Origin of the sequence: Lentzea nigeriaca, from assembly GCF_016907955.1 — a bacterium.
Lineage (GTDB): Bacteria > Actinomycetota > Actinomycetes > Mycobacteriales > Pseudonocardiaceae > Lentzea > Lentzea nigeriaca.
Map to the genome: position 1 here is coordinate 231,621 of NZ_JAFBCX010000006.1, position 23,611 is coordinate 255,231.

Below are 23,611 nucleotides of genomic sequence, written 5' to 3' on the forward strand. Positions count from 1 at the left end.
TTGACAACCACAGTTGTACAACTATGGTTGTAGACATGGACGCCCTCCAGTCACTGCACCGAGCCCTCGAAGCCGGGCGGTCCGGCGCCGAGTTGCGCCAGTACTTCACCGCCGACGCCATGACCGTCGAGCACCCGAACCTGATCAAGCCGATGGGCGAGCGCATGCCGTTGACCGAGATGCTCACGGCCTCGGCGAAGGGCGTGGAGTTGTTGTCCAGGCAGAAGTACGACGTGCACTCGACCCTGCGGTCCGGTGACACCACGATCGTCCGCCTGACCTGGACCGGCGTGCTGCGGACAGGTGAGCAGCTCGTCGCGCGCATCGCACAGTTCGTCGAGATGCGCGACGGGCTGATCAACTCCATCGAGACGTACGACTGCTACGAACCGTTCCAAGGCCCGACCGAAGGAGGCCTCTGAGGTAGACTGAAAGCCTTCTACCTGGGGGTTTTCGTGCAACGGCACATCCGTTCGGTCGACGACGTCCTCGTTCTGCTCGACGGTCTCTTCGCACCGGAAGCCGACCGCTGGACCGAGCAGGCGGGCGACTGGTGGGACCGCTTCTACGCGGACCGCGACCGCGAGGTCCCGTTCTTCGTGGCCAAGCCGGACGAGAACCTGGTGGGCTACGTCGACCGCGGCCTGCTCGGCGGAGGCCGGGCGCTCGACGTGGGCTGCGGACCGGGCCGCAATGCGATCTACCTGGCGCGCAACGGGTTCCAGGTCGACGCCGTCGACATCTCTGCCAAGGCCATCGCGTGGGCGTCGGAACGCGGCGAGGGCCTCGGCATCCGGTTCCGTCACGGCGACGCGTTCGCCACCGAGGGCACGTACGACCTGATCTACGACTCGGGCTGCTTCCACCACCTGCCACCGCACCGCCGGATCAGCTACCTCGCCCTGCTGGACCGCGCGCTGAAACCCGGCGGCTACTTCGCCCTCACCTGCTTCACCGCTGAAGAGGGCACCGCGACGCCCGACGCGGAGCTGTACCGGCAGTCCGGCCTGAACGGCGGCGTCGGCTACGACCCCGACGACCTGCGGTGGATCTTCCAGGATTTCGTCGAGGTCGAGCTGCGCCGGATGACGGAGAAACCCGCCTCGTCCGGTGCGTTCGGGAAATCCTTTCTCTGGACGGCGTTGTTCCGAAAGGACTGACACATCTCCGGCGGACGCGCGTGTCCGGCAGGCGGAAAAGCGTTGGGTCGCCACCTGCGAAAGTAGGGTCCATCCCCTGCTCCAGTAGGTGATCTGGAGCGCCGACCCGGCAGTATCGTCACCCGCGTGAAGCGGGCAGAAGACCTCGCACTGGTGCTGTCCGCGGCAGCACCAGAGGTCTGGCACGGCTTCACCCCGCACACCGCGGCAACCGCTTTCCTCGGGCTGACGATCGCCGGACTGGCGGGCCTCCACCTGGCGACCCGGCGCAAGCTCGCCCAGGCCCTCACCGACCGCGCCCAGCGCGAGTGCGACCTCGTGGCCGAACAGGCCCGCGCCGACGAGCGCACGAGGCTGGCCGCGGAGATGCACGACGTCGTGACGCACCGCCTGAACCTCATGGTGCTGCACGCCGGTGCGTTGCGCGTAGCTGCCAAGGACGACGACATGCGCAACGCCGCGGAAGAACTCCGCACCGCGGGCCGCGAAGCGCTGGCCGAGCTCCGCGACCTGGTGGGTGTCCTGCGGTCCGGCCGCACCGCCCGCATCCCGGACGTCCTGCCCGACCGCCTCGCGAACCTGGTGGCCAACTCCGCCGCCACCGGCCTCGAGGTCACCCTCACCGAGCACGGCGACGCCGACATCGTCTCCCCCGCCGTCCGCCGCACGATGTACCGGGTCGTCCAGGAATCCCTGGCCAACGTGCACAAGCACGCCCCCGGCGCGCACACCGAGATCACCATCCACTGTGGACCGAGCATGGTTCATGCCGTCATCCGCAACACGGCCCCTTCGTCCACACCGGCCACCGCACCGACCCGCCTGGGCGCGGGTCTGCTGGGACTGCGCGGACGCGTGGAGATGGTCGGCGGCACGCTCACCGCGGGGCCGACGGACGACGGCGGCTTCGAGGTGGACGCGGTCCTGCCGGCGTTCGTGCCGACCTGATCAGGCCTCGCGGCGGCAGCGGCGTTCGACTGTCATTCGTCGGAAGCCCGCACGGCCCGGCACGCCAGATGAACCGCCAGTCGCTCGTCCGGGTTCAGCAGACTGACCCCGAGCAGCTGCTCGGCCCGGTTGATCCGCTGCGCCACGGTGTTGCGGTGCACCTTGAGCCGCACCGCCGCCGAGGACGTCACCGACTCCTCGTCCAGGTACACCGCGAGCGTGCGCAGGAGCTGCCCGTCCTCGACCCCGGTCAGCGGCTCCAGCAGCCGGGTCGCCTGCTCCACCAGCGCCGGGGTCTCGGCCGCCATCGACAGCAGCCGCCGCACGCCGAGCTCGTCGATGTGCACGACCTTCGTGGCCCCGGTCATCGCGGCGGCCTCCCGTGCCTCGGCCAGCGTGCGTCCCACACCGGACGACCCGGGATGCGGACGGCCGACACCGGCGACGAGGTTGCAGGACCCCAGCGCCTGGGCGAGCCTCGCCGTCAGCTCGCGGTGCTGCGACTGCGGCGGCTCCGCGTCGTTCGTGAGCCAGAACGACCAGCCCTCCGCGCCCTCGACGAGCTGCCCGTGCAGGCCGCGCCGGGAGAGCTCGATGCGCAGCCGTTCGGTGTGGGCGGTGTCGAAGCAGCCCGGTGACGGCGGGTTCGCCATCACGTAGACGCCCGTGTGCCAGCCGTCGAGGCGCCACCCCGCGAGCACGGCCTGCTGCACCAGATGTGGCGGCACGTCGTCGCCCGCCGCGAGCAGCTCGGACAGCAGCGAGCCGCGTGAACGGGCGCGGCGTTCGGTTTCGAGGCGCTCGGTCGCGACCCAGTTGCCGAGCGCCCAGGAGGCGACCTGGCTGATCTGCTGGACGGTCTCGGCCCAGCGCTTGTTGCGGCCGCGGGTGTGCGCGACGAGCCACAGGTGCACGTGCCCGGTCCTGTCCGTCTCCACCGGCACGGCCACCGCGACGCCCTCCGGCAGCTCGACGGTAGTGGCAACGGAGCCGACCAGCAGGTCCGGCGGCAGGCCGGGCGGTGACACTCCCTCGATCGCCGTGCCGTCGGCGCTCATCACCGCGCATGTCACGTGCAGCTCGCCGGACAGGATCGTGATCACCGAGCGCGGATCCGGCTTGCTGCGGCCGAGCCGCGCGGTGACGGCGTTGAGCAGCCGGGCCGCGGTGACCTCCGGCCGGCGCACGGCCGTGCGCAACGAGTCGGCGACCAGCAGCGGGTCGTCGGCCTTGGTCTGCAGCAGCGGAACACCCAGCCGGTTGGCGAAGGAGATCGTCGCGGTGGACGGGGGCTGGTAGCTCCCCGTCGACGGCCGCACCAGCACGACGGCCCGCACGTCGGCGCTGTAGGCGCGGCGCAACGCGACCTCGACGAGGTAGGGCTGGTAGCCGGTCAGGATCACCAGGTCGCCGGCCGAACACGCCTCCACGGCCGTCATGTCCGCCGCCAGGCGCACATCACCGACCTCGGTGTCGACGCCGCGCTCGCCCGCCAACAGGCACGCGTCGCCCAGCACGCCGATCTCCAGCAGATCGCGCACGGTCAGCGAGTCGGCGTCGTCGATCACGACGAGTCCCGGAACCGCACGTGGTCGAGGTCGTAGCCGAACGCGCGCGGGTCGACCCGTCCGAGCATCTCCGGGCGCAGCCACCGCGCCGGGGATGGGAGCGCTACCACATCCACCACCGCCCCGAACGTGAGCCGCTCGGTCGACACCGGCTTGCCGGACTCGGAGTCGAGGCAGCACAGCAGATCGGGCGTCGTCACGAGCGGCTCGCCGTCCGCGAGCGCGACGAGGTACTCCCCCTGCATCTCCAGGCGCACATACGCATCGTCGGTGTCCAGCCGCCGCAGCGCCACCGTTCCGCGGGGGAAGTCGCCGACGGATTCACGCCACACCTCGGCGACTTTCCCGCGCGTCACGACGAAACCGCCGGAGGCCTTGGCCCGTTCGTCGACCGGAAGCGTGTGCTGGGACCAGATCTCACCGAGTTCCAGCGCGCGTGACAGCGAGCCCGTGATGCCAGCTTGGATGGCGTCCGCGAGTTTCAACGGCTTGGCGACCATCATCGCCCAGCCGCCGAAGTCCACCATCACCGTGCGGGCGAGCTTCTCGATGCCCGTGGTGTCGAGAACCGCCCGGTTTCCGCCGGGTTCCGTGATGGCCAACGGAGTGGTGGGTAGCCCGGCTGCGTCGTAGGTCGTCTGGTCGATCCGTGGGAACGCTCTCCCCATCCCGTCCACGTCGACGTACGGCAGCCCGAGCCGCGCGGCGAGGATCAGCGGCAGCAGCCCGTTGCACCCGCCGACCTCCCACCCGATGACGGCGGTGGCGCGGGTGGAATCGTGCGCCTGCAACGCTTTCAGGGCTTCCTCTGCTTCCTGGCCGGACGGCAGCTTCTCGATCATCACGGTCGGTGCGCCGATCAGCCCGACCCGCGCGCCGTAGCCGTCCGGTTCGGCCTCTTCCGGCGAAAGGATCGTCACCGGACCGCTTTGTCGCATTTCGTGCCGCAGCATGGCTGCGAAGGCGTGGGTCTCGTGCTCGCCACCTCCACCACCGCTGCCGAGCATGACCACGCCCAGGGCGAGCCGGTCCACCTCGTCGGGCTGGAGCAGGTGCATGCGCGAGACAGTAGTGCCGCCGGTGCTCGCGCGAGAAGGACCAGCGCCCTATACGCCGAGTGGCCTCTCCAGCAGCAGATCGCCGACGGCTCGCGCGCGCACCCGGCTCGCGTTGCCCGGCAAGTACGCCAGCGGGATCTCCTCGACCTCGACGATCCGCACGCTGTCCGCCTTCGCGCCCGCCGCCACCGCCCTGTCGACGGCCTCCTGCCGGGCCGAGTCGAGTACGTCGTCGCGCCGGTTCGGGTCGAACGTGAAGACCCGGTCGACCTCGCCGCCGACCTGCGCGATCGCGGCACCGATGGCGTTGGCGAACGCGTGGTGTTCCGGCCTGATCATCTTGCTGACGCCCTCGATCTCGTCCGGCACCAGCACGCTGCCACCGCCGACCAGCACGACGGGCAACGGCGCCGGGCACGTACGCAGGCGGTCGACCTGCGCGGCGATCCGGTCGCAGACATGGTCGAGCACCGCGCGGACCAGCGCGCGGTCGAGGTTCTTGACGAACTTCCGGTCGCCGATGTCGGCGAGGCCTGCCGCGACCGCGACGTCGGTGGCGGTGAGCGTGTCGCCGCCGAACACGAGAGCTTTCTCGCACAAGCGGAATCCCACGCTGTCCGGCCCGATCTCGACACCGCTCGCCGTCTCGCGCACGACGCTGCCGCCACCCAGCCCGACCGACAGCACGTCGGGCATCCGGAAGTTAGTGCGCACCCCGCTGATCAACACCTCGGACGACGCCTCGCGAGGAAAACCGTTGTGCAGCATGCCGACGTCGGTCGTCGTGCCGCCGACGTCGATCACCGCGCATCGGTCCAAACCGGACAGGAATGCCCCGCCGCGCATGGAGTTCGTCGGCCCGGAGGCGAACGTGGCGACCGGGTAGCACCGCGCGTACTCGAGGTCCATCAGCGTGCCGTCGTTCTGGCTCAGGTACAGCGGAGCGTTGATGCCCTGTGCCGCAAGGGATTCGGTGAGCCCGTCGGCGATCTGCCCGGCGAGCTCGCGCAACGCGGCGTTGATGATCGTCGCGTTCTCCCGCTCCAGCAGGCCGAGCCGCCCGATCTCGTGCGAGAAGCTGACGAGCAGGCCCGGCACCTCGGCCGTGAGGATCTCCGCCGCCTGACGCTCGAAATCCCCGTTGACCAACGAGAACACCGACGAGATGGCGACCGACCGCACACCCTTCGCCGCGATGTCCGCGGCCACCCGGCGCAACTCGTCCTCGTCGAGCGGCGAGAACACCCGCCCGTCGTACTCGTGGCCGCCGTGACAGAGGTAGGAATGCCCGCCGATGACCTGCCGCAGCGGCTGCGGCCAGTCGACGAACGGCGGAAGTGCTGTGGTGGCGGGAAGCCCGAGCCGCACGGCCGCGGTCTGGGCCAGTCCCCTGCCCTCGACGACGGCGTTGACGAAGTGCGTCGTGCCGATCATGACCGCGCAGATGGCGCCGGGTTCGAACGGGAACACGGCCCGCAGTCCGCTGACGGCCTTGATGATCCCGGTCGTCACGTCGGCCGTGGTCGTCGCCTTGCACTCCGCGAGGACACCGCGCCCCTCGACAAGCACGGCATCGGTGTTCGTGCCACCGACGTCGATACCGATGTGCATGTTGCCGAACCACCCCTCAGGCGGCGGACGCCTCCCCGGCCACCTTACGGTTGGTGGCCCTGCGAGTCCGCATGCGGAGCAGATCCAGCCGGCCGGCCGAGACGTAGAGGGCGAACGCGAGCACCAGCGAGTTCACACTGGACTGCCCGAACGGCAGCAGCTCACCGATGATGGCGGCCGCCGGCCAGACGACCACGGTGACGGGCACCCACGAGGGAGCCGACCGCGGCACGTACGGCCGCGTTGAGATGATCTCGTTGCGCCACCGCCGCACGACGTAGTACTCGGCGATCATGATCCCGGTGACCGGCGGGAACACCACGCCGAGCAACACCAGGAAATGGCTGAACTGGTGCACGATCCCCGCGGCCGCGAGGAAACTGCCCGCGAACCCGACCATGACCGTCACCTGGGCCCTGCTGATCCGCACCGCGAACACCGCGTCGAAGAAGTTCACGAGCCCGAGCGACGCCGAGTAGAGGTTCCAGTCGTTGATCTTCAACACGGCGGTGACCACGACCAGCGCCCCGATCCACCCGCTGGACGAGCCGATGACGCCCATCACGTCCGTGGTGCCCAGCCCGTGCGCGAGGACCACCCCGGCCAGGCTGATGACCCACTCGCCCAGCGTGATGCCCAGAACGGTCTGCTTGACCACGTCCCATTCGTTGCGGTTGAAGCGAGTCATGTCCGGCGCGATGGCGGCCCCGACGATAAAACTGCCGGTCACCAGCGTCACCGCGGTCATCATCCCGATGGCCGGCCCCGGCGCCGGACTGCTGAGCGTCGCCGCGATGTCAGGGACGTTCGTCAGCACAAGCCACAGAAGCAGCAGCAGAAACGCCGGCACCGCCAAGTAGGCCGTCCACGCCATCCACCGCACGCCATAGGCAGCGATAACGGTGACGACGATCCCGAAGATCAGCGACCACACCGGCGCCGGCAACACCCCGGCCACGTCCGCGAGCGTCACCCCGGCCAGCCCGGTCTGCACCCCGAACCACCCGGTGCACGACAGCGCGATGATCAGCCCGAGCATCGCACTCCCCGCGTGCCCGAACCCGGTCCACCGCGTCAGGATGGCCGTCGAGAGCCCTTCGCGCTGCCCGATGATCCCCACCGCGACAGCCACGGCGTTGAGCAGCAGCGCCCCGATCGTGAGCGCGAGGAACGCGTCCCAAAAGGTCATCCCGAAGCCGAGTGTCGCGCCCAGCAGCAACTGACTCAGCGCGGTCGTCTGCCCGAAGCGCTGGGTCGCGACCGACAACCACGGGTGCCGCGCCTGGTCAGGGACTCGGATGAGGGCCTGATCGTCATGCCCGAGAAGAGCGGCCACGTCGTCCCTCCGCCCTGTGATCGACAACTCGGACAGTAATAGCCGAGTCACGATCGAGCTACAGACAATGTGCACAGTCGGGCGAATCCCCACCTTGCGCTCCGCACAGCCCGTCTAATTCATCGCCAGCGCAATCCGCCTGCGAGCCACCAGCCGAGTGCGGTGCACCTCAAGACTGAACCCGAGCCCAGGCCGCCGCTCAAACCGGTCGTAGCTGCGACTGAGCAGCCAGTGAGCCGACTCCGCAGTGATCGACTCCAACCGCACCTGCCCCTTGAGCCGCTCCAGCGCCTCATCCACCCGCCGCGTCAAAAACGCGTGCCGCGTGAGCCCCCCTCTGATTTCATCGATCATGAACACCATCGCGTGCGGCTCATCCCCATACACATAACTGCACAGCAGCGCCAGATACCCCGCATCAATGGACCGATCCCCGACCCAACACTCCCCAAACCGCAGGGTCCCAAGGTCCCACGGCGGCTCCCGCTGCTCCCTCGCCGCTTCCTCCGCCCACCGCCCAGGCCGACCGGGAAGCAGATGCGCGAGGGCCGTGAGCAACGCAGCACTACGCCGACTGGGCACCTCCCGGAGGTGCTGAACGACAACCTCCCACAACACCTCGTTGTCGGCGAACGGCCCCACAAACGCACTGACCTGCAACTCGACCTCGAGGGGGTCGGTGAGCTGCGGCAACGGGCGCCCGACATCCACCACCGCCTGCTGCATGGGGGTCAGCCTCGTCCGCACGCGCGGCAGGTTAGCCCGATCGGCCCAACCCAACCCCGTCCTTGATCCACGCCACCGCACACATCACCCCATCGAGGCAACCGCCCGCAGCTGCGCGCCCGCCCATGCAACCGCGCACGTGCCGGTACACAGGCGCCGGGAAGCCGGACACCGTGCTGCCAATACGATCGGTCGCATGCAGTCCGATGAGCGTGTGGAACGCGTACGGGTGTTGCGGGAGCAAGGGCACACCCCCAAGGAGATCGCCCGTACGCTCGGGATCAAGCCCGCGGAAGCGTCTCGACTCGTTCGCGCGGCCGCGATCCTGACGCAGGCCCAGGCACCCGAGCCGCCGGTGGTCGGCTGCTGGATCAGCCCGAACTGGAGCACCGGCCTGTCCTTCGGTGATCATCCCGACTGGCCGGTGGACGAGGACCCGTCGGCCGGAACCGCCGGCCTGGTCGCGGTACTGGTCGCCCGCAGGCACCGGCACGACAAGGTCTCGGTCTGCGGCTATCTGGCCGATGTCTACTGCCTCGGGGTGAAGAACGCGCTGGGCCCGGAGATCATGGACGAGCCGGCCCTGCGCGGGTTTGCCCGGGAGTACTTCTCCGGCTTCGACGGCAATCCGATCGAGGCACCCATCGAACTGGCGCGTCAACTGGTGTTCGGCGCCCTTGAGTACGCGCGCGGCCTGGGCTTCGACCCTCACCCCGACTTCGCCGCCGCCGAGGGTCACCTGGGACCGTGGACCCCGCCCAGCACCATCACCTTCGGCAGGGATGGCAAACCTCTGTACTTCTCGGGGCCCTACGACGATCCGCAGCCGATCATCCGCACTCTCGAACGCACCGTCGGGGCAGGCAACTTCGACTACGTGGCTTCCTTCGGGTAGACAGCTCCACGTCAGGCGTCGACCGCCTGACGTCCGACGGTGATGTCCGCACGGTCGGCGGCCGCCCTGCCGGCATCCCATCCCGCGCCGTTGGTGACCGTCGCCGATTTGTGGGTGATGTTGCTGAACATCCGCTCGAACGTCTCCTCGACCACCCGTGACCGCTCGGCCAATACGGGAAGCAGTCGCTCGTCCTCGACCGGATCATGTGCCAGAGCACCGGCTTCTTCGAGTCGTTCTCCGATGCGCGTGGCATACGAGACCAAAAAGGACTGCCGGAACGACCGCGTGCGCGACGTTCCGCTTCGGGTGACCTGGCTTCCTTCGGCGACCATCGCGCGGGTTGCCTGGACCAGCAGTGAGGTGACCAGCAACTCGGTGATCTCCACGTCCATCGACTCACCGACCAGTGCGACGAACCCCATGTTGGAGTAGAACACCGACCGGCACCGGTTCGCTCTGGCGATCGCGGCGATCAGATGCGCCTTGGCATCGACATACGGCGCATCAAGCCACAGCCGTGTGGAGATCGCCGTCTGTTTCCGGTGTTCGTCTGCGTCTAGGACGGCACGTTCGAAGGCGTGCCGGTTCATCAGTTCCTGCGCCTTGGCCGAAAGCGCCTCGGCCTCCTCAGGGAACTGCGTGGACTCCGCCTTCGCCAGCAAGGCCCGCACCCGCGCCAGCACCTTCTGGTCCACACCGCCCACCGACGCGGACGAGCGCGCGGAAGCCGACCCCGGCACCGGAATGATGTGCGGCAGCTCAGGGAGCTTCATCAACTCGTCGACCAGCAAGATCGTGGTTCGCAGTGCAAGCTCAAGATCCGTCCCGCACCGGTCCACCCACTGCGACAGCTGTGGCACACCGGGCTCCCACCAGACCTCGGCGCCGAGCTCACGCACCTGAGCCGCCCACCGCTCATCCACAGTGGACGGAGAGTGCTCCGCCGTGTCCGCGGCGATCACATCGATCAGCAGGCTGCTCGCCGCCGCGTCGGCGTTCCGGCGGATGTGCTCGCGAACATCGACAGGCGTCCAGCCCTTCTGCCAGACGAGGTCTATCGCCGCGCCCAGGACAATCCCGGCACCGATGGCCACTGTCCGAGGGTTGGCGATCGGCCTGCGACCCACGAGATCCGCCATGTACCTGTCCACCAGGTCCGTGTCGAACGCGCGGGCGTAGGCCGCCCGCTTCAACCCTTCCGCCACCATTTCCGGCGTCACGACCGGCGGTGGCGCCCAGGTCTCCCCGTGGCCGTCGAAGCCGTGCCGTGGTGGGGTCGGGCCGCGATCCGCCCTGACCTTCTTCTTCGCAGCCCGCTTCTCGCGGTTGCGCTTGCCCACGCCCGGCCCTCCCTGCGGTAGTCGTCATGCCGCCGTTCTCGCAGACTAGCGATCCGGTCCGACAGTTCCGCGCCCGCCCGCTGAGGAAACCCCGGCGTCTCGGGGGCCGGAGCGGCAAGTCGCTCCTGCGCCGATACAAGCGCAAGCACTTCGAGCGGCCAACGCGCCCCGAGCGTCACGCCCGCGAGCGAGCGTCTCCTCGGCTACCTGCGCTGACAATGTCCAGCGGTCTACTCCTCGGCCAGGTTCCAGAACTCGTCGACCCCTTCGTCACCCAGCAGGTCGGCATAGGCAGCCGGCACGTCCAGGAACGACTCGTCGGCAAGGTCGGGGCGCAGCCTGGCGAGGCGGCCCGCGAGTTCCTCCGGTTCGAGCTCACTCGCCTCGTAGAGCCGGACGTGGACCTCCGCCAGCGCTGCGCTGATCGACTCTGGATCGGCGTCCCTGGCCTCGTACAAGGTGTCCAGGAACGACGTCCAGACACGGGCAGCCTCGTCGACGAGATCGAGCACGTCGTCGTTGACCGGCCGCAGCGCCAGCAACTCCAGCTCGGCGAGCATGTCCTGACCGGCGTCCAGCAGGTCACGCAACTCCCACCGTTCGTAGCCACCCGGAATCCGCCGAGCGTCGACGAGCATCCGGTGCACTGCGGTGGTTTCCTCCTCCGTGGGCGCACCGAGCTCACCCGCCGAGACCAGAAGTCCCGTGGCCAGCCGCCGATCGTGCACCGCGTGCCGTGCGACCAACCTCACCAACTCCCCCGCATCGAGCCGTGCCGCCGCATCCGCGAACCGCTGCTCCTCCGGATCCCGGCGCTCGTGAGAGGGCTGCGAGTCGAAGACCACGCCGGCTTCGATCGCGGCGAGCGCCACTGCGACGCCATGCACACACAACTCGTCGGCCGAGCAACCACACTCGCTGACGAGCTCGCCGTTGACGACGCCCACCCAAACGTCGCGATCATCGGCCACTCCCGCGGCGCCACCACCTTCGGCCACCACGTCACGCGGGGCAAGTTCCCGGCCCCGTGCGGCAAGATCCTTACCAACCGCGTTCAGCAACGACTCCACATCAAGCTTGACGGCCACCGACACATCCAACCGCACCGCTCCCGCGGCATCACTGCAGCCATGCGGGATCGAACCGCCGGGTGAAGCGAGGGCAACCGCCGATGGGCGACCCGACTCACCGATCCGTTGCGCGAAGCCCACGTAACCACCCCCGCCAGCGCGCCAACTCCCGCAGGTCGGTCCTTCCTCCCGCGTCGAGGATGCCCAGGTGCAGTCACCCGCGCGGTGACGCATCTCGTCGCATCCGGGTGAGATTACGCATCCCATAGTTATCGGCCGGACACGGAGCGTGTGCGTGCGCTACCGTGCTTGCGGACCGGAAAGACCAGGTCAGAGGGATCAGGTGGCCCACCGAACAGTTGGGGTTTCACTGTCGAGGTGAACGACCCTGATCACTTGGCCGGCTCGCTCATCGAGGTGGCTGGCAACGTCACAGCTCCAGGGTTCAGGGAGGAAGTCGATGCCGTTCTACTCAGCCATGCCGGACGGGGGAAGCGCCGGGCGATTCGCCGGTGGTCCGGTGACCATGCGTGTCGAACCGGGCAAGGTGCTCGGTCTCAAGACCCGCCTCGAAGCTGTCCGCGACAACGTTCAGGACTTCCTGAAACTCGAAGGTGACAACCTCCGCGCAAGGCCGCTAGCTCAGGACGAGGTGTCCGTCGATGCTGCCAGGATCTTCGCGGAGAACGCCGACACGGCTCTTGCCGTGACCAAGCAGTTCGTGGACCAGCTCAACCTCACCATCGAACAACTGAGCGAGATCGCCAAGACATACAACCTGGTCGAGGACGTCAACACAACCGCGATGCAGCAGCAGAACAGGGGTATCTAAGCCCGATGCGACGATCTGTACCCCCCCTGCTGGCAGGCATCACCATGCTCGCGTTCGTCACGGCTTGCAGTCACTCTGAGGGAGGGACTCCCATGCCGGGCACCGCGGCCCCGACCACGGAGTCAACCTCCACCAGGCCATCATCGGGTCGCCCTCGGGAGATCAAGCTCGACGGCAAGGACCCGTGTCAGTTGCTCACGGCGGAGCAGTTGCCATCGCTCAAGATCGATCGACCTGGGCGTCCGGGAAATGCTCCAGCTTTCAAGGCCAAGGATTGCTCGTGGACCGTCACAGGCGCTGATAGCCGACTTGCCCCGGTCACGAGTGAAGGGATCGAGGTATGGACAGGCGGCAAGCGCACCGGGCAAGCCGAGCAGACGGAGCCGATCGCCACATTCCCAGCGATCTCCGTCACCGTTCCATCCGACCAAGATCGTTGTGACGTGGCGGTCGATGTGGCTGACGGCCAGTACCTGCTGGCGACCTTCTCGGTCAGCCCGAGTTTCAGGGATCGGTTTCCGAAGCCGTGTGACGGGGCGCGGCAGTTGGCTGAAGCCGCCATGCAGAACTTGGTGAAGTAGAGCCGGGAGGGGGGAGTTACGGTGCTTGGCAACTACAACTTCGATGCGAAGTCGCATCAGGAGCTGTACGACAAGATTCACGCCAACGATGGCGCGTCCTTCGCTCAAGCCGTGGAGGATGCGTGGAACGGCTTCCGCGCGGTGATGGGTAACGCTAAAGCCGAGATCGAGGCGGCCTACCGGGAAGCGGGCGTGGACTGGGTGGGCACGGCCGGGGAGGCGTTCTCCGGAGCGATGGCGCCGCTGGCTCAGTTCGCCGAGGACGCTCGCGCAGCGGGGGTTGAGACGCACCACTCAGTGCAGGCTCAGCAGTCGTTCTACCACGGCGCGAAGAACGGGATGCCGCCGCCGGTGAAGGTGTCCTCGACCGCGAATGACGACTTCTTCGGCATCCCTGCTGGGATGACGCATCTGGTCGGCGGGCAGACCGACCAGGACATCGAGGAGCAGAAGGCGAACGAGGCCAAGCGCGAGGCCGTGCGGGTGATGAAGACCTACGAGACAGGCGCCGTCTCGTCGGTGACGAGTATCGGCACGTTCGTGCCGCCGCCCCAGGTGACCGCGCAGGTTGCCGAGACTCCGATTCAGCAGCCGTCGAACTCGCAGACGCAGTACTCGGAGCAGTGGAGTTCACAGCAACGCACCACGTCGACCAGCGACCAGGTCACGCCGCCCCAGCAACAGCAACAGAACGTCACGGCGCCGCCGGTGTTGCACGGCCACGACGACACGACGGGAACCTCCAACTACCAGCCGCCCGCCGACACAGTGCCACGTCCGACACCACAACCGGTGCCACCACCCGGCTTGCAGCCCACGCCGAACCCACAGCCACCGATCGGCGGCCCTCTCCCGCCCACGATGCGACCGCCGCAGGGCTCGACTCCGGTCGGAGGCACCAACTCGCGCGGCACCTCCGGCGTGGGCACGCCACGGCTCGGCAGCGGGGTCGTCGGACAACAACCCGGACAGCTGGGTCGCGGTCCAGCAGCCGGGGTCGGCGCTTTCGGCGAGGCAGCGCAGACCGGCCGCGGCGGGCAGGGCGCGGCGGGTGCGCGAGGTGCGGCAGGAACCCCAGGCATGGGCATGGCGGGTGCGCCGCAGCGTGGCCAGGGCGAGGAGGACAAGGAGCACAAGTCCGCGCCGTATCTGGAAGAACTCGACGACGTGTGGGGCGAGGGCACCATTCCGATGGTGGCGCCGCCGGTGATCGGAGAGACCGAACAGTGAGATACCGGTTGTCCCGGCTGGAGTTCGACCTGTGCTGGGAGCACCTCGGGCTCGGCGAGTTCCCCACGATCCTGTCGATCAACAGCCACGGCGACCTGCTCGACGAACGCAGGGCGCTGCACCGCGAGGCGTGGGACTCGCTGGAGGACAAGGGATACACCGACCGCGGCGAACTGGACGGCGCGCTGGCCGGGTGGCTGCGCCTGCTGGCCCAGCCCGAACGAGAGGTCGACGCCCGGCTGCGGCTCGATCCCAGCGGGCCGCGGGTGCGCGCACTCGCCGCGGGCATCGGACGGTACGCGGTGCTCGCGGTACTCACCGCCGAAGAGTTCACCCTGCGCGACATCGACGAGAGCGCACTGGCCCGGTCGGTGGTGTCACTGTTGCCCGACCACGCGACACCGCGAGCCCGGTCCGTCAGCCTTCCGGCCGAGATACTCGACCACGCCGCGGCACGGGCGGGCGAGTCCTCCAGCCGCATGGAGAACCTGCTCGTCGACGCCCGGATTCCACGGCCGGACGCGCACCTGGTCGCCTCGGTACTCGGCAACGTGGTGCGCATGGGCCAGTTCGGCGCGGCCTGCCGCGAGCGGCAGCACGGCGGACTCGGCCCGCGCCACCGCGGTTCGTACGCCGTGTCGTTCTACGACACCCCGGACGGCCGCTGGCAGTTCACCCGCCGCATCTCGGGCGACGGACGTGACTGGTCCACGCTCGCGCCAGCCGACCACGGACGGCTCACCCACGCCGTGACCGAACTGCTCAGCCGCACCAGCTGATCAGTCCTAGTCGTCTGTCTGCCCGGCACGCTGGGCCTGCTCGATCGGCTCCTGGTCGACCTGGTTGGCCAGGAGTTCGGCCATGGTCATGTCCTTGATCGGTTTGTCTTCGGGCACAGGCCTCGCCTCTCGGGACTTTGAGGGGAACTCAAGCGTCGAGTAGTGCACGCGCCTGCGATGTGGGCGTCGGGGTCCAAGCGGTACTGGTACTCGGCGCGGCCGGGTTTCCCGCCGTCCGACAGGCGGCGGAGCAGGTAGCCGGCGGCATGGAGCTCAACTGTCGGCCTGCGGGCGCACTTCCGCACACGGATGAGCTTGGACGTCAGCTCGTCACTGTGAACCACGAGTCGGGATGCTTGCACAGCACGGCAAGCACCTGTTGGTACTGCGACCTGGCAGGCAGCGGTGACAACGGCAGCCGTGGCTCCTGACGCAGCCGATCCGCCACGAAGTCGCCGACGACGGCCGCCGCGCCGTCCGCCAAGCGGTAGCGGGCGATGCGGCACCGCGCGGTCTTCGGCACAGAGACAACCACGCCGATGTGTTCCAGCGCTTTCATGGCGTACCAGCCAGACGCGTCGGTGCGATTCGGCCCGCCTTCCATGGCGTCGCTCACGCTCAGCGGCTCCGGAGCGGCGTCGAGCAGCCTGCGGAGCAGGTGGATCTTGAACTCCAGCCCCTCCGGCGGCAGAGCGTCCAGCGCGGCGCATCAGTTCCCTCCCACCCGACGCAGGGCATGCCGTCCCACGTCGGCGCAGCAGCAGTCGCACTCGCACCCGTGATCACGTAGTTCCTGGTAGAGCAGCCGGCAACGCGCGAGGTAGGTCCGCCCGAGCACGATCACGTACAGCGGCGGCACCGCGAGCCACACGACGAACAGCAAGACGCCGCCAACGTCCTTGGCGAGTTCAGCCCACACAGCGGTCCCCCGATCGCATCGGCACGAAGTGCCCGCCCCGGATGTGCTCGACCAGCCGCGCCAGCAGGTCCCACGGCATCGAGTCGATGTCGAACGCCGTCCAGCACTGACGGCAGACCGCGTCGACCGTCAAACGGAGGAGCACCGGTGCCGGAGCGGAGTGATCCGTCGGCTTTGCGCTGGCTGATCGGCAACGAGCTGCGCCACGCCCGCAGCCGTGCCGGACTGACTCAAGCGGATGCGGCCAAGGCACTCGGTTGCAGCCAGCCGAAGATCACCCACCTGGAGAGCGGGCGCAACCAGCAACAGCCGGAGGAAGTAGCCGCGCTGCTCCGGCACTTCGGCTGCGACGCCGCCCACGTGGACCGCATGGCCACCCTGGCCGGACGCGCCGACCACGGCACCTGGTGGGCTCCATTCACCGACGTCGTCCCGGACTGGCTCAAGACATTCATGGGCCTCGAAGGACTCGCCAAGCGCGAGTTCTCCTACGAACCGCTACTCCTGCATGGCCTGCTTCAGACAGCGGAGTACACCGCCGCGCTCCTGATCAACCATCTTCGCGTCCGACTCGTCGACATCGAGCGCATCGTCAAGCTCCGGAAAGAGCGACAGGCACGCCTCACCGACGACGACAACCCGTTGCACTTCGTCGCAGTGATCGAAGAGTCCGCGCTCGATCGCATGGTGGGCGGGCCCGAGGTGATGCGAGGCCAGCTGCAGCACCTGCTCGATCTGAGCAAACGAGACAACATCACCCTCCACCTGATGCCCAGCTCCGTAGCAGTGCACGACGGGCTGGACGGCGAGTTCGCACTGCTCGACTTCGACGAAGCACTGAGCATCGGTTACGTCGAGTTCCCGGACGGCGCCGTCTACATCCAGGATCAAGATCAGGTAACCGCGTACACTATGGCTGCGGAACGGATGTGTGCGGCAGCCTTGTCGCCCGCCGAAACCGTCAAGGCGATCAAGTCTCGGTTGGCGAGACTCACCTGATCTTGAGGAGCGGCCATGCCCACGACATGGCGGAAGTCGAGCCGAAGCGGCAACGGTTCCAACTGCGTCGAGGTGACGTTCGCGGGTGACGACGTCGCCACCCGCGACTCGAAGAACCCCACTGGTCCCGTCCTGCGCTTCACTCAGCAGTCGTGGTCGGTTTTCCTCGGCCAGGCCAAGGCGAGCCGGTTCAACTGCTGAGGCTCATCTTCCGCAGCCGCTCGACCAACTCGCGAAGGTCGACCACGTCGCTGTGGCTGACGCCAAGAACGCGTGCTGAGTCGGTCAGCAACTGAGTCAGCACCCGGTGCGCGCTGTGCAGGTCGCCGGTCGAGGCGAAAAGCAGGCCGATCTGACGGCGCAACCCCAGCACGACCTCGTCGTCGGCGCTGCGGACGTTCTTCTGCATGTCGAGCAGCACCTGGAACTCGTGCAGCGCATCGGTGATCTCCCCGAGTTCGGCCAGACAGGTCGCGACCTGTGACCGGCATTCCAACACCAGTTCGTCGTAGTCACCTCGTGTGGCGCCAAGGTCGCGGACCAGACGCCGGTACTCCGGCAGTGCGAGCCGGTACTCGTTGCCGAGCAACAACGTGTTCGCGTACTGCAGCCGGACACCTCGCAGCGCCGATTCGTCGGCCGGAGACTTGCCGATGAAATCCGCGAGCAGTGCGGCTGCCTGGGTGAACCGCCCGCTTTCCGCGAGGTCGGCGGCACGGTCTCGGAGCTCCTCGACAGCGGCCGGAGACGGCGGCTCGACGGCGGCGGCCTGTGCCGGGCGAGGTCGTGGCTTTGGAGCCAGTGGAAACCGATAGGGGCGTGTCGGGTCGATCGCCTCGAACGCCGCATCGGACTCGCCGCTCGGCCTCGGCAGATACGGTGTCAACCTCGTGTAGACCTCGCCCGCGTCGGCCGGGCGGGCCTCGGGTTCCTTCGCCAGCAGGTCGAGCACAAGCCGCTCGACCGGCTCCGGAACGTCCGGCCGCACCTCACGAACAGGACGGGGAGGCTCGTGGACCTGGGCATACATCATTGCCATGGTCTCCCGCTCACCGAACACCGGAGTTCCCACGAGCAGTTCGTGCAGCAGACAACCCAACGCGTACAGGTCGGTCAGTGGACTGACCTGGTTCGAAGTGAGCTGCTCGGGCGCCATGTAGGCGGGACTGCCCAGTGTCTCGCCCTTCCGCGTGACCCTGGTGACGTCCTGGCCCAGCAAGGTCGAGATGCCGAAGTCGAGGACGACGACCCTGCCACCGGTGGCAAGCATGACGTTACGAGGCTTCAGATCGCGGTGCACGAGCGACGCCGCGTGCGCGTCCGCGAGAACCGCGGCGATCTGGGCACCGATCGCCGCCACCCATTCGATCGGCAGCTTTCCCTTGCGCGCCAGCAGCTCCTCGATGTCCGTGCCGTCGACGAGCTGCATCACGAGATACAGCTCGTCCTCGTGCGCCCCGACGTCGAAGACGGCCGGCACACCTGGGTGTTCGAGCTTCGCGGTGAGGCGAGCCTCGCGCTTGAACCGTGCCACGACGGCCCGCCCGCTCTCACCGTGAAGCGAGATGTCCGAACGAATGGTCTTCAGCGCGACCCGCCGGTCGAGCAACGTGTCATAGGCGAGCCACACCTTGCCCATGCCGCCGGTGCCCAGTGACCCACTCACCTCGTACCGGCCGGCGATCGTCCGCAGCGCCACGCGGCCCCCTAGTTGGTCTTCTTCGTCGGTAGATGCCGACCGATGTAGCCGACGTAGACCTTGCCCGACTTCGCCGTGTCGTCGTAGTAGTGGAGACGAGGACTGATCAACCCGCTCTGGGCGATCTTGAAGTGCGCCCCCATGAACACCCTGGTCCCGTCACCGATGGGCAGTTTCCGCGCAGAGTGGAACTTCGGATTGTTCCGAACATCCTCACTCTCGTCCCGAGCATGCCGCTGCCTGGAGAAGTAGTTCTGGTAGCCAGCCGGAGTGTTCGCCAGGTACCCATCGACATCGCTGTTGCACTCACCAGCGACTTTCGCCTGGACGTAGTCGTCCAACGTGGCGAGGACATCCCAGATCTTGCCCGCCCAGGCACCCGCACGATCGTGCTGATCGAGCTCTCGGACGCGCGCTGGATCGCCGGTGAACACCACACCTGTGAACTGACCGATCCGGTCGAGCAGGCCCTCGTAGTCAGCAGGTCGTGCCTTGGTGAGATCGGTCTCGGGCTCGGACCACGCCTCAACCGCGCGGCCGCTTCGCTCCAAGACCCTGCGAAGATGGGCGACCCGCGCTTCCGCGCGGACCCGTTCCTCGTCCGCGATGAGCTGGTCCAGCTGCGAGTCATCGAGCTGCACTCGCAGTTCGTCGCGCTCGGCCGCCGCCTTGCTCAGACGCTCCTCGTAATCGCGCAGACGCGCCGTGATCGCGGCCTGGTTGTCGGCCCTCTGTCGTTCGGCGAGAGCGAACTTGGTCAGTTCGCGTACCTTGTCCGCCGTAATCTCGGTCCAGCCGACCGCGTCCTTCAGCACCGTGATCGCGGCACGAAGATCGTCATCTGGCTGCTGAACTGCAGTGTCGACGGCGGCCGGCTGACGAGGTTCCGGCAGCACCGGCTCGGTCAGGGGCGCCACCAGGTGTTCGTCGATCAGCCGCTCGAACGCGCGGTCAACCCTGGTCGCGCTGTTCGGCAGCGGAGCTTCCAGCACAGCCTCACGGGCCCGTCGCCCCAGCATCCTCGCGAGGTTCTGGACCGAGTCCCGGACGATCCGGTCGGTACCGAGAACGCGATGGCGCTCGGCATCCACCGGATCGTCCGCTTCCACACCTGGCCGGAAGGTCCGCAACGTCCACGGAGCGACCGCGTGCAGGTCACCGACCGCATTGTTGAACCTTCGAGTCGCCTCGCGGTCGAGCACATAGGCGGCGGCCATGCCGACCGTGTCCTTCAACAGCTTCTCGACATAGCCGTGCCAGTTCGACACGTCCAGCCGCTCATCCGAACCGGCGACGAACAGCAGCCCGCGGCGGTCCGGATCCCACACCAACTCGACGACCCCTCCGACATCGTCGGCTCCGATCTTGATCGGGCCGGAGGCCAGCCTCGTCTCCTCGTCGCGCCCCTCCAGTACCTCCAGCAGGCTGCGCGCGACGCGGGGTGCGGCGACGTACTGGCCCTCCGGCGACTCGATGTCGAGCCACAGCCAGGGGCTTCGCTTCTCCTGCTGGGGCACGTGCACGGTCAGCTGAGTGACCCACGCTCCCTGCGGCTTGTTCTCGACCAGCCGGGCACGGAACGATCTGGATCCGTCCGGAGGCGTCAGCTCCAGCAGTTGCCCCTGGCCTCCAGCTCCGAGGTCGACGAGCGGGCCGAACTCCAACGCGTCCGCGTTGTAGTTCTTCGACTTCAGCCAGGCGTGCCACTGCTCGCGGGCGAGCTTCTGGACGTGTCTGCGGTCTCCACCTAACTCCGTGAACAACCGGTATCCGAGCATCTGCTCTCCTTGGCGGCTTGGGAGAACGGAATTTGGCTGATCAGGCGACATCGCGCCGCAGCGCGGCGAATGCGTGCTTGCGAGCGATCCTGGTGAGCTCGGACTTGAACACGTCGTCGTCCGAGAACCGTTGCAGGACCTTGGTGTTGTTCTCGATCTTCTCGATGAGCTTGTCCTCGAACACCTCGTCGAAGGCGTGCCCGAAGTCGTCCTCGTTGTTGTTCGCGAACGCGGCGGCCTTGACCCTCGGCTCCTCCATCGCGGCGCGGACCGAGCTGCCGATGAGGTCGTCCGCCCCCAGGTTGATGCCGAACTTCTCGTTGAGCCCGGCGATCAGTTCGGTGAGGGAGATCTGCTCCGGGTCGTTGCGTGCTCCCGCGCCGTCACCGGTGAAGCCCGGCAGGACCTGTTCGCCTTCGGAGACCAGGCTGACGTCCTGTTCCCCTGTCTTGGCGATGCGAAGGTGGGTGAGGTCGACCTGTCCGAGGTCGACACCGGGGTCCTCACGACGGGGCAGCCGGTTCAGCAGATGCCGCCCGTATAGGTAGAGCCGCTCCAACTCCGGCTCCGGATAGGGGATGACCTGCGAGAGGAAGCCGTACTTGCGCACGAAGTCCAGGAGCGCGGCACGGAACTCCTCGGCTCGCTTGGGGTCGTCCGACATGAGCTGCGTGAACCGGTCCCTGGCGGGATCGGTGAAGCGGTAGAGCTCGCCATGCGCCCGTTGCCACTGGGCGTCCGTCCTGCTGAGTCGCTCGGCTTCCAGGTAGGCGCGCGCGAACGAGTCCATTTCGGACTCGACGAGCAGCACGAAGCCCATGACCTCGTTCTGCACCCGGTACAGGAGGTTCGGGTCGGTGGACTCGGTCGCCGTGCTGTCGTAGAACGGCTTGAACGCCTTCTGGATGTCCTCGGCCTCGTTGGCCAGGTCGAGGACGAGCAGGTCCTCCTGGCTCTTCAGCGGATGGGTGCGGTTGAGCCGCGACAGCGTCTGCACGGCCGCGACGCTGTGCAGTTTCTTGTCCACGTACATGGTCGTGAGCAGCGGCTGATCGAAGCCGGTCTGGTACTTGTCCGCGACGACGAGGATGCGGTACTCCGGTTTCGGGTTCGTCTGTGCGTGCGGGTCGTCGGCCCGCGTGTAGGCGAACTTCTCCGGCAGCGCCGCCTCGGAGATCTTGTTGATGCCGGGCTCGGTGACCTTGTCATCGGGATTGTTGTCGACGAGCAGTTCCCCCGAGAACGCGACGAGCAGCCCGCAGTTGTCGTATTCCATCGTGTTCACATAGGACATGAGCTTCCGGTAGAGCTTCACGGCGTGCTCACGGCTGCGGGTGACGACCATCGCCTTGGCCCGTCCACCGAGCCGGTTGGCGACGTGCTCACGGAAATGTTCGATGATGATCTCGGCGCGCTGTTCGAGGCTCGTTGGGCTGAGCACGGCGAACCTGGCGAGCTGTGCGCTCGCCTTGCGCTCGTCGACCTCACGGTCTTCGGGGTTGGCGTTGGCCAGCCGCCAGTAGGTCTTGTACGTGATGTAGTTGCGCAGCACGTCGAGGATGAAGCCCTCCTCGATCGCCTGGTGCATCGAGTAGACGTGGAATGGTCGCCGCTTGTCGCCCGGCGTGCCGAACAGCTCGAGCGTCTTGGGCTTGGGCGTGGCGGTGAAGGCGAAGTAGGACAACGTCTCGTGGCGACCGCGGGCCAGCGCCGAAGCGGTGAGAAGGTCACCGTCCTCGTCGACGTCGTCGCTGCCGAGCCGTAGCAGGACCTTCTTGAGCGCGGCCGACGACTCGCCGGACTGCGACGAGTGCGCCTCGTCCACGATGACCGCGAACTTCTTGCCACGCAGCCCGCTCACCTTGTCCAGCACGAAGGGGAACGTCTGCAACGTGACGATGAGGATCTTGGTCGTCTCGCCGGACAACGCCTCGGACACCTGGTCCGACTTCGAGCCCTCCCCCTTGGAGCCGATCTTGCGGACCACGCCGGCGCGGTGCTCGAACTGGTAGATCGTGTCCTGCAGCTGCCGGTCGAGCACCGACCGGTCGGTGATGACGATGACCTTGTCGAACACCGGCTCGTTGGCTTCGCTGTGCAGGTTGGACAGCCGGTGCGCCAGCCAGGCGATGGTGTTCGACTTACCGGACCCCGCGGAGTGCTGCACGAGATAGTTGTGACCGGAGCCGTGCTTCGCGGCGTGCTCGGTGAGCTTGCGCACCGCGTGCCACTGGTGGAAACGCGGGAAGATCATCGGCAGCTCGTGCGGACTCTTCCTGCTGCCCGTGTTCTCCACGTGCAGGAACCGCCGGATGAGGTCGAGCCAGGAGTCCCGTTGCCACACCTGCTCCCACAGGTACGAGGTGCGGTAACCCTTCTTCGCCTCCGGGTTGCCCGCGCCGCCGTCGACGCCCGGACCGTTGGAGCCGGTGTTGAACGGCAGGAACCGGGTCTTCTCCCCCGCGAGTCTGGTGGTGATGAACACCAGGTCCGGGTCGACCGCGAAATGGACCAGCGTCCTCTTCGCGAACAGCAGCTCCTTCGGATCGCGGTCCTGCCGGTACTGCGCCTTGGCATGCTCGACGTTCTGCCCGGTGAGCGGGTTCTTCAGCTCTGCCGTCGCCACCGGAATGCCGTTGACGAACAGCACCAGATCGAGCGACTTCTTCGGCGTCGTGGTCGAGTAGTGCAGCTGGCGGATGTAGGAGAGGACGTTGCGGTCGTACTGGACGAGCGCGTCGTCCGCGAGGGTGTGCGCGGGACGGAAGTAGGCGAGGCGGATGAGGACGCCCCGGTCCCGGACGCCGTGCCGAAGAACGTCCAACGCACCTCGCGTCTCGATCTCCTTCGCGAGATAGCGATAGAACCGCACCTGGGTCACGTCCTGGTCACCGCCCTCGAACGCGATCAGCTTCTCCCATTGATCCTGCTGGGTCGCGCCGATGAAGGCGAGCAGAGCCGAGGTGTCGAGGGCCAGCTCACGGTTGTAGTCGTGCCGGCTCTTCTCGACCCAGCCAGGCTCGAGGGCCTCCCCGATCGCATCCTCGAACGCGATCTCCTTGTGCACGCTCATCTCTCC

23 protein-coding genes are annotated in these 23,611 nt (G+C 67.6%); 10 read left to right on the forward strand and 13 right to left on the reverse strand.

The features are described 5' to 3' along the window. The first annotated feature begins 35 nt into the window (after positions 1-35). The 3 genes from JOD27_RS22435 (at position 36) to JOD27_RS22445 (ending at position 2,108) form a co-directional block, all read left to right on the forward strand. Positions 36-422 carry a nuclear transport factor 2 family protein gene (locus JOD27_RS22435; RefSeq protein WP_204764219.1) on the forward strand — a complete coding sequence of 129 codons (387 nt, stop codon included), beginning with the start codon at positions 36-38 and terminating at the stop codon, positions 420-422. Positions 423-455: 33 nt separating this feature from the next. After that, positions 456-1,160: a class I SAM-dependent methyltransferase gene (locus JOD27_RS22440; RefSeq protein WP_204764220.1), complete on the forward strand. Its 705-nt coding sequence runs from the start codon at positions 456-458 to the stop codon at positions 1,158-1,160. 126 nt (positions 1,161-1,286) lie between these two features. Beyond that, positions 1,287-2,108 (forward strand): sensor histidine kinase, encoded by an 822-nt coding sequence (locus JOD27_RS22445; protein WP_204764221.1) that lies wholly within the window; start codon positions 1,287-1,289, stop codon positions 2,106-2,108. Positions 2,109-2,140: 32 nt separating this feature from the next. On the opposite strand, the gene JOD27_RS22450 is transcribed toward JOD27_RS22445, so the two are convergent. The 5 genes from JOD27_RS22450 to JOD27_RS22470 form a co-directional block, all read right to left on the reverse strand. Then, a complete protein-coding gene (locus JOD27_RS22450; protein WP_204764222.1) occupies positions 2,141-3,676 on the reverse strand; it encodes a helix-turn-helix domain-containing protein in 1,536 nt (511 codons plus the stop codon). Further along, positions 3,673-4,734: an S-methyl thiohydantoin desulfurase family protein gene (locus JOD27_RS22455; RefSeq protein ID WP_204764223.1), complete on the reverse strand. Its 1,062-nt coding sequence runs from the start codon at positions 4,732-4,734 to the stop codon at positions 3,673-3,675. Before JOD27_RS22455 ends, JOD27_RS22450 begins: the two co-directional genes overlap by 4 nt. A gap of 48 nt (positions 4,735-4,782) precedes the next feature. Further along, positions 4,783-6,345 carry a hydantoinase/oxoprolinase N-terminal domain-containing protein gene (locus JOD27_RS22460; RefSeq protein WP_204764224.1) on the reverse strand — a complete coding sequence of 521 codons (1,563 nt, stop codon included), beginning with the start codon at positions 6,343-6,345 and terminating at the stop codon, positions 4,783-4,785. A gap of 16 nt (positions 6,346-6,361) precedes the next feature. Continuing rightward, entirely contained in the window at positions 6,362-7,681 is a 1,320-nt protein-coding gene (locus tag JOD27_RS22465; RefSeq protein ID WP_204764225.1) for a purine-cytosine permease family protein, read from the reverse strand. A gap of 114 nt (positions 7,682-7,795) precedes the next feature. Further along, a complete protein-coding gene (locus tag JOD27_RS22470; protein ID WP_204764226.1) occupies positions 7,796-8,407 on the reverse strand; it encodes a hypothetical protein in 612 nt (203 codons plus the stop codon). A gap of 196 nt (positions 8,408-8,603) precedes the next feature. On the opposite strand from JOD27_RS22470, the gene JOD27_RS22475 reads away from it, so the two are divergent. Beyond that, entirely contained in the window at positions 8,604-9,302 is a 699-nt protein-coding gene (locus JOD27_RS22475; protein WP_239568256.1) for a helix-turn-helix domain-containing protein, read from the forward strand. A gap of 11 nt (positions 9,303-9,313) precedes the next feature. On the opposite strand, the gene JOD27_RS46715 is transcribed toward JOD27_RS22475, so the two are convergent. Together JOD27_RS46715 and JOD27_RS22485 are read right to left on the reverse strand one after the other, a co-directional pair. Next, on the reverse strand, positions 9,314-10,645 hold the full coding sequence (locus JOD27_RS46715; protein WP_307830269.1) for a DUF2786 domain-containing protein: 1,332 nt from the start codon (positions 10,643-10,645) through the stop codon (positions 9,314-9,316). A 230-nt stretch (positions 10,646-10,875) separates the two neighbouring features. After that, positions 10,876-11,733 carry a hypothetical protein gene (locus tag JOD27_RS22485; protein WP_204764227.1) on the reverse strand — a complete coding sequence of 286 codons (858 nt, stop codon included), beginning with the start codon at positions 11,731-11,733 and terminating at the stop codon, positions 10,876-10,878. A gap of 442 nt (positions 11,734-12,175) precedes the next feature. On the opposite strand from JOD27_RS22485, the gene JOD27_RS22490 reads away from it, so the two are divergent. Genes JOD27_RS22490 through JOD27_RS22505 form a run of 4 tightly spaced genes read left to right on the forward strand, consistent with a single transcriptional unit; the run spans position 12,176 to position 15,137 of the window. Beyond that, positions 12,176-12,547 carry a PE domain-containing protein gene (locus JOD27_RS22490; RefSeq protein ID WP_204764228.1) on the forward strand — a complete coding sequence of 124 codons (372 nt, stop codon included), beginning with the start codon at positions 12,176-12,178 and terminating at the stop codon, positions 12,545-12,547. 44 nt (positions 12,548-12,591) lie between these two features. Next, positions 12,592-13,128: a DUF3558 domain-containing protein gene (locus tag JOD27_RS22495; RefSeq protein WP_275591756.1), complete on the forward strand. Its 537-nt coding sequence runs from the start codon at positions 12,592-12,594 to the stop codon at positions 13,126-13,128. A gap of 21 nt (positions 13,129-13,149) precedes the next feature. Beyond that, positions 13,150-14,358 carry a PPE domain-containing protein gene (locus JOD27_RS22500; protein ID WP_204764230.1) on the forward strand — a complete coding sequence of 403 codons (1,209 nt, stop codon included), beginning with the start codon at positions 13,150-13,152 and terminating at the stop codon, positions 14,356-14,358. After that, a complete protein-coding gene (locus JOD27_RS22505) occupies positions 14,355-15,137 on the forward strand; it encodes an ESX secretion-associated protein EspG (protein WP_204764231.1) in 783 nt (260 codons plus the stop codon). Before JOD27_RS22500 ends, JOD27_RS22505 begins: the two co-directional genes overlap by 4 nt. Before the next feature lie 322 nt (positions 15,138-15,459). On the opposite strand, the gene JOD27_RS22510 is transcribed toward JOD27_RS22505, so the two are convergent. The 3 genes from JOD27_RS22510 to JOD27_RS22520 all read right to left on the reverse strand — a co-directional run bounded on the left by JOD27_RS22510 (position 15,460) and on the right by JOD27_RS22520 (position 16,201). Beyond that, positions 15,460-15,753 (reverse strand): hypothetical protein, encoded by a 294-nt coding sequence (locus JOD27_RS22510; protein ID WP_204764232.1) that lies wholly within the window; start codon positions 15,751-15,753, stop codon positions 15,460-15,462. 93 nt (positions 15,754-15,846) lie between these two features. Continuing rightward, a complete protein-coding gene (locus JOD27_RS22515; protein WP_204764233.1) occupies positions 15,847-16,056 on the reverse strand; it encodes a hypothetical protein in 210 nt (69 codons plus the stop codon). Then, positions 16,046-16,201 (reverse strand): hypothetical protein, encoded by a 156-nt coding sequence (locus JOD27_RS22520; protein WP_204764234.1) that lies wholly within the window; start codon positions 16,199-16,201, stop codon positions 16,046-16,048. The genes JOD27_RS22515 and JOD27_RS22520 overlap by 11 nt, the downstream gene beginning before the upstream one ends. A 2-nt stretch (positions 16,202-16,203) precedes the next feature. On the opposite strand from JOD27_RS22520, the gene JOD27_RS22525 reads away from it, so the two are divergent. Further along, on the forward strand, positions 16,204-17,055 hold the full coding sequence (locus JOD27_RS22525) for a helix-turn-helix domain-containing protein (protein WP_204764235.1): 852 nt from the start codon (positions 16,204-16,206) through the stop codon (positions 17,053-17,055). Positions 17,056-17,070: 15 nt separating this feature from the next. Continuing rightward, a complete protein-coding gene (locus JOD27_RS22530) occupies positions 17,071-17,256 on the forward strand; it encodes a DUF397 domain-containing protein (protein ID WP_204764236.1) in 186 nt (61 codons plus the stop codon). Here JOD27_RS22530 and JOD27_RS22535 read toward each other — a convergent pair. From JOD27_RS22535 to JOD27_RS22545, 3 genes are read right to left on the reverse strand one after another with little or no spacing between them, the layout of a single operon-like run. Then, a complete protein-coding gene (locus tag JOD27_RS22535) occupies positions 17,246-18,754 on the reverse strand; it encodes a serine/threonine-protein kinase (RefSeq protein ID WP_204764237.1) in 1,509 nt (502 codons plus the stop codon). The two genes, JOD27_RS22530 and JOD27_RS22535, sit on opposite strands and share 11 nt — an antisense overlap. Positions 18,755-18,762: 8 nt before the next feature. Beyond that, on the reverse strand, positions 18,763-20,532 hold the full coding sequence (locus JOD27_RS22540) for a hypothetical protein (protein ID WP_204764238.1): 1,770 nt from the start codon (positions 20,530-20,532) through the stop codon (positions 18,763-18,765). 40 nt (positions 20,533-20,572) lie between these two features. Continuing rightward, the gene (locus JOD27_RS22545; RefSeq protein ID WP_204764239.1) at positions 20,573-23,605 is read right to left on the reverse strand and encodes a type I restriction endonuclease subunit R; all 3,033 of its coding nucleotides are present in this window, start codon (positions 23,603-23,605) and stop codon (positions 20,573-20,575) included. Positions 23,606-23,611 lie beyond the last annotated feature (6 nt).

What these genes read in the sequence shown, in the direction of transcription:
- JOD27_RS22455 (WP_204764223.1), bottom strand. Translation starts at nt 4,734, where the DNA reads ATGCACCTGCTCCAGCCCGACGAGGTGGACCGGCTCGCCCTGGGCGTG.
- JOD27_RS22460 (WP_204764224.1), bottom strand. Translation starts at nt 6,345, where the DNA reads ATGCACATCGGTATCGACGTCGGTGGCACGAACACCGATGCCGTGCTT.
- JOD27_RS22545 (WP_204764239.1), bottom strand. Translation starts at nt 23,605, where the DNA reads ATGAGCGTGCACAAGGAGATCGCGTTCGAGGATGCGATCGGGGAGGCC.
- JOD27_RS22490 (WP_204764228.1), top strand. Translation starts at nt 12,176, where the DNA reads ATGCCGTTCTACTCAGCCATGCCGGACGGGGGAAGCGCCGGGCGATTC.
- JOD27_RS22435 (WP_204764219.1), top strand. Translation starts at nt 36, where the DNA reads ATGGACGCCCTCCAGTCACTGCACCGAGCCCTCGAAGCCGGGCGGTCC.
- JOD27_RS22495 (WP_275591756.1), top strand. Translation starts at nt 12,592, where the DNA reads ATGCTCGCGTTCGTCACGGCTTGCAGTCACTCTGAGGGAGGGACTCCC.
- JOD27_RS22530 (WP_204764236.1), top strand. Translation starts at nt 17,071, where the DNA reads ATGCCCACGACATGGCGGAAGTCGAGCCGAAGCGGCAACGGTTCCAAC.
- JOD27_RS22475 (WP_239568256.1), top strand. Translation starts at nt 8,604, where the DNA reads ATGCAGTCCGATGAGCGTGTGGAACGCGTACGGGTGTTGCGGGAGCAA.
- JOD27_RS22470 (WP_204764226.1), bottom strand. Translation starts at nt 8,407, where the DNA reads ATGCAGCAGGCGGTGGTGGATGTCGGGCGCCCGTTGCCGCAGCTCACC.
- JOD27_RS22540 (WP_204764238.1), bottom strand. Translation starts at nt 20,532, where the DNA reads ATGCTCGGATACCGGTTGTTCACGGAGTTAGGTGGAGACCGCAGACAC.